The 5264-nt window shown below is 68.2% G+C and carries 5 protein-coding genes; all 5 read right to left on the reverse strand.

The window, feature by feature from the left end:
* The coding region (locus tag AC08OV_RS03790) for a class I SAM-dependent methyltransferase (RefSeq protein ID WP_476619300.1) at window positions 1-877 on the reverse strand (877 nt) is incomplete at its 3' end.
* 80 nt (window positions 878-957) lie between these two features.
* On the reverse strand, window positions 958-1827 hold the full coding sequence (locus AC08OV_RS03795; protein ID WP_476613880.1) for a HalD/BesD family halogenase: 870 nt from the start codon (window positions 1825-1827) through the stop codon (window positions 958-960).
* A gap of 289 nt (window positions 1828-2116) precedes the next feature.
* Window positions 2117-3640 carry an alkaline phosphatase PhoX gene (locus AC08OV_RS03800; protein ID WP_476613881.1) on the reverse strand — a complete coding sequence of 508 codons (1524 nt, stop codon included), beginning with the start codon at window positions 3638-3640 and terminating at the stop codon, window positions 2117-2119.
* A 631-nt stretch (window positions 3641-4271) separates the two neighbouring features.
* The gene (locus AC08OV_RS03805; protein WP_476619301.1) at window positions 4272-4736 is read right to left on the reverse strand and encodes a hemerythrin domain-containing protein; all 465 of its coding nucleotides are present in this window, start codon (window positions 4734-4736) and stop codon (window positions 4272-4274) included.
* Window positions 4737-5094: 358 nt separating this feature from the next.
* Window positions 5095-5256 (reverse strand): WD40 repeat domain-containing protein, encoded by a 162-nt coding sequence (locus AC08OV_RS03810; RefSeq protein WP_476619314.1) that lies wholly within the window; start codon window positions 5254-5256, stop codon window positions 5095-5097.
* Window positions 5257-5264 lie beyond the last annotated feature (8 nt).

The following is a 5264-nucleotide window of genomic DNA, read 5'->3' on the forward strand; positions in this document are numbered from 1 at the left end:
AGATGTGCAGTTGGGCGTACAGCCAGCCCTCGGCCTCCAGCCCCCGTGGATCGACGCCGACGGTGGACAGCGTGTCGAGCACGAGCGACTGCTCCTCGGCGGAGGCGAAGCGCCGCTGCCGGAAGACGCGGTCGACGTGCACGGTCTCATACCCGAGCCTCGTGAGCGTCGCCTCGACCGGTTCGAACGGGAACATCCGCAGCACGAAGTGGGCCATCCACGGCCTGCGCTCACCGGCTGCGCGGGCCACCCGGGCGATGGTTCGCTCGGTGACGTACCCGAGGCAGCCCGTCGAGACGACGATGTCCGTTCCGGCGAGCCGCTCCCGTTCGGCGTCGGTCGGGTCACGGTCCTCCAGGTTGGCGTGCACGGCGGCATCGAGGAACCCGGCCGCGAGCGCGTAGGAGAGGGCCGGCCCCGAGCTGTCCAGGCCGAGGAACTGGCTCGCCTCCAGCCCGTCGCGGGACCGGACGAGCTCGCGGTCACGGGCGAGCAGCAGGTCCCGGGTCGGCCGCCTCCCGGGCGGTGCGTAGCCCTCGTGCAAGTCGTCCAACGTCACGTCACAGCGGAGCAGCGCGGCGTTGATCCCGTAGGAGCAGCCCACGTCCAGGACCGTCGGCGGTCGTCCCCGAACCATCCGGAATTCCCGGATGAGCTGGCTGAAGTACGGTTTGGCGAGCTGCGGGATACAGTAGTCGAGTTTCCGCAGGGTACTGAAGTAGGCGTGTGGGTCGGGCTGCGTGTAGATGTGGTCGAGCGAGATCTTCCCGCTGTCGTCGAACCGCGTCGTCCTGGTGGAGTACGCGGCCTCGGAGGAATTCGTGGTTCCGTCGGAGTCGATGGTCTCGGCAGAATATCTGCTGTCGTCGGAATACACGCGTCTGGCGCTCCTTGTGACGGGCGGTCGGGGCAGATGGGCCGGTGCTGACGCAGCTTGCCGACCGCGTTCTGATCCAGCTAGTCCAGCAGCTGGTCGACGCGGACCGCGCTCTTCTCTGCCGCCAGGTGCCGCGGGAGGACCCGGCCGAAGAGCTGCTTCGTGCGCGCGACACTGCCGACGACCTCGGGGTGCCCGGTGTAGGCGAAGATTGCGGAATGCCGGGCCGTGTCGCCCTCGACCGGGCTCACCCGGTGCATCGAATAGCGGCCCAGGAAAAGCTGGAGATCACCAGGCCGGAGGGTGAGACGCCGGACCAGATGGCCGCCCTCGCCCGCCAGCACGGCCCGCACGCCGGCGAAGTTCTCCGCCTGCGCGGACCTGATGTTCGGGCAGTACTCGAAGTCGCCCCCGGCCCGCGGCGCCTGCGTGAGCAGGCTCACCGCGAATTCGTTCGTGTCGAAGTGCCAGGGGTGCTCCAGCCCGGGGGCGATGACGTTGAGGCACAGCCCGGCCAGCGGGTCGGCGAGTTCGTGGACTCTCGGCAGGTCGAAGCAGCCGGCGATGAAATGCTGGAAGAGCTCGCTGGTGTAGAGCCGGTGGACGGCGAATTCGGTGGGAATCTGGTCGCGGGCGACGAAGGCGTTCCCTCGCCGCATCGTGAACCGGCCCGGATGATCGGCCGGCAACGACGGGTCGACCGCGATGTTGTAGGCGTTGACCGTCTCGACCTCGTCATACGCGAGCGGAGCGACGGTGGCGCACTCCTGTGCGAACGCGGTGAATGCGGTGGGCCGGACGAATCCCGGGAGGACACAGCACCCGCGAGTGCGCAGTTCTTCCCGGGCCCACGAGACGATGTCCCGCCAGGCGCGGCTCGAAGGGTCGGTGAGAGGGTAACGAACCGTATCGATCAGCTCGCTGATGGACCAGGTTTCCGTCGCAACCATGTGACTCCTCTCCGCCGCTACGCGGCGGCATCGGGCCGCCGATGGGAACCCCGTCCACGACCTCGATGTGATGTGTCACATGGTCACCCGATGCTCGGGATGGCGAAAGCCAGTGTGAGATGTCGCACGACTGTGCTCGCATGGGACGCGAATCCAGCTCACATCGCGGCGATGAGAAGCCATGGCCCGGTGCCGTCCCCCGGGGCGCCACGCCATGCGCTGCTCTCCCCGGGAGACGGCACCGCCGACGGCTCGCACCGTGCCGCGGCCCGCGCTCCTGACCGCCGTGTTACAGGACGCCGCGGCGCCACGGTCCGGTGATGGCCGCGGTGAAACCGCTGCCCACCTCAGAGGCGCCGAAGACGTTCGCGAACAGTGTCTGGCCGTCCGGGCTGAAGCAGGCGCCGGCCCATTCGGAGTCGCTGAAGCAGTTCACCGCGAACTCGAAGGCCTTCCCGTCCTGGGTGAGGCCGATCAGCCGGTTGACGTCGGTGATGCCAGGGGCGAGGGGGTGGGTGTCGCCGTCTTTACCACCGGCGTCGTCCTCGCACAGCAACAGGCTGCCCTGTGGAGTCATCGTGATGTTGTCAGGTGAGTCGAGGACGGACCCGCCGGGTGATTCGAACACCAGGCGCAGCCGGCCGGCGTCGGCGTGACTCCCGCTGGTGCGGCGGCCCCGCCCTGCGGCGGGCTGGTACTGCCAGATCTGGCCGTAGCCTTCCGCGAAACCGTCGGAGTTGACGTCGCCGTTCTTGACATCCCCGCCGCTGGTGGAGGCGAAGAAGATCGAATAACCTGCTGCCCAGGTACCTTCCAGCCGGTTGAACTTCGCCGCGCCGCCGGCCCAGCCCTGCGCGAACACACTGGTCGGGTTCGGTTTCTCGGCCTCGACGATCGGGTCCGGGTCGGGGTTGTCGATGTCGACCCACTCTACCGGCAGCCACATCCCGCGCCGCTGCCCTTCCCGCAGGTCGACCTGCGGCCTGCCCGTGACCGCCAGGATCTGCAGCAGCCCGCCCTTCTCCAACTTGTCCGGGTCTTTGGGGATGAACCGGTAGAATCCCGAGCCGCGGCCGGAGCCGGCGTCCTCGGTCAGGTACACCACACCGGTGCGCTGGTCGACCGCGACCGCCTCGTGGGAGAAGCGGCCCAACGCGGTGAGCGGCACCGATGGGACGGTCGTGCCCGCGCCCGCCGGGACCAGGAAGACGTAGCCGTGCTTCTTGTCGAAGCCGTCCGCCGGGCCGACGACAGTCTCCTCGCAGGTGATCCAGCCCTTGTACCGGTAGGCCTGGCCGCCGGCGCAGTTGACCGTGGTCCCGTTCAGGCCGATGTAGTCGTTGACGATCGTGCGGGTCTTCGGATCGAAGTCGAGAACCGTGACCCCGCCGAAGGCCTTCGGGTCGTACTTCGTACCGTCCGGGCCCTTGACCGAGCCCGACCCGGCCGGGGACCGGTCCTCGCTGTTACGGATCAGTCGCACCCGTCCTCCGGCCAGCCCGAACGCACCCATGCCGTCGAGGTTGACCGGGTTCGGGGTGTTCGGGTCACTCACCAGCGGCGTGCCGGTCTTGGCCAGCGCCACGTAGCTGAATCCGGCCGGCAGCGCGAGGTACTTGGTGCCGCCCGGCTCGTTGACGGGAGCCAGCGGGCTGAGCGGACCGTAGCCGCCGGTGTAGGGCCCGCCGGTGGGCGGGGGCGGCGCGGCCAGGGCCGCGTTCTCCAGGGCCGGTAGCAGAGCCGACGCCACTACCGCCCCGCCCACGGCCGTCGCACCCCTGCTCAGCAGTGCGCGCCTGTTGATCTGAACCACGTTCAGCCTCCCATACCGATCGTTCCGGACCAGCCGACAGGCTGGCAGCTGCCCACGCAGAGCACAGGAGACAACACGCAGCCAGAATGTTAAGGCTGAATGAAATACGAGGTTACGGTATCTGGTCGGCATGTCCCGGCAACCCACAGTGCCGGCAACCCATAGTGCCGGTAACCCACAGTTAGGAACGGAAGTAGGCGTGGTGTCGGCGGGACCGCGGCACGAACCGTCCAGCGGCGTTCCTGTTTTCCTGGCACTCGATCCCGTTCCTTTCCGTGAGAATCCTGGTGGATCCCCTGTCCGGAAACTCCGGGGCGCCTCAACCCGGCCCGGGCGGCGATGGGCCTGCCGGCGTTGCGGCAGTGGCAGGCGGCCGCCCACCGGAAGTGGGCGGCCGATTATCAGGCCTATCTGCGGGTCCGGCGCAACGACGTCCGGTAGAGCCACATCTGGTATCGCCACGTCCGGTACAGCGACGTCCGGTACCGCCATATCCGGTACCGCCACGTCCCGTACCGGCGTGCCCGGGAGCGATCCCGGCCCGACCCCGCCGCAACGGCCGATGCCCGGAGCCTGATCTGATGCCTGGAGCCGGCCGTCCCGGCGAGGGAGTCGGTCATCGCACGAGGTTTCAGGAACTTACGAGCTTCAGCGCCTGGCGGATCTCGCCGAGACGGTTCCATTGTTCGTTGCTGAGAATCGAGACGGCGGCATGGAACACGCCGTCCTGTTCCTTCGCGATGTGCCTGCGTAGCAGGCTCAGCGCATCGATGACGCGTGTCGGCCAAGCGGGATCGACCCGGGCGGTGCCGTCGGTCGCCCCGGCGAGCACAGCCTCGATCCGGCGGTGCTCGCTCTGCAGGATCGCGATCTGTTCGGGGAACTCGAGTGCCATCGCGGGGAACAGGCCCTGCTCCTCCACCACCGTCTGCGGATGGAGAACCGCCGACATCTGCTCACAGAGTGCCGCCATCGCCTCGACATCACCCTGCCGATACGCCTCGTGCGTGTCGGCGATGAGATCGATGACCTGGTCATGTTCTCTGATCAGGTCCGCGATCGCTGGCAACGACTGACAGTCGCAGTATTCACGCATAGCGCCCACCTTGGGTAGAAGAAGATCAGCGATGACCCCACGTCCCCACGTCCCCTAGTGCCCCACCGGCAGCGTCGCCATCCCGTCCCCATTCGCACGGCGGTGCTCGTGTCGCGCCGCTCATGGCCATCATCGAATGGCCGGAGCGGCTCCCACACGGCCGATGGTCCTGTCCGGTGCCCTACCAATGGCGGCGGGGCACCGGTCCGCGAGTCACCCTTCCCCACCGTTGACCGGAACGAACGGGCAGCATCCGCGCCCCCTCGGGGACCTGGCTAACGTGATCATCGTCAGTGCGGTGTAACTCCGGTCAGAGCCGCCACATGCCCCTAAACAGCGTTCATGGCGAGGGCAGCGTTCATGGCGAGGGCAGCGCCCACAGCCGGACCGTGCCGTCCTTGCTGCCGCTGGCGAGGGTGCGGCCGTCCGGAGAGTAGCTCACCGACAACACCCAGTCGGCGTGGCCGGTCAGCGGCTCGCCGAGGAGACGCGGGTGGAAGCGGTGGGCCGCATCCCGCAGCCCCCACA

The sequence above is a fragment of the Frankia sp. CeTa3Moorea genome (assembly GCF_978021225.1).

Excerpts from the sequence above, each read along its gene's own strand:
- AC08OV_RS03805 (WP_476619301.1), bottom strand. The coding sequence starts at position 4,736 with ATGCGTGAATACTGCGACTGTCAGTCGTTGCCAGCGATCGCGGACCTG.
- AC08OV_RS03795 (WP_476613880.1), bottom strand. The coding sequence starts at position 1,827 with ATGGTTGCGACGGAAACCTGGTCCATCAGCGAGCTGATCGATACGGTT.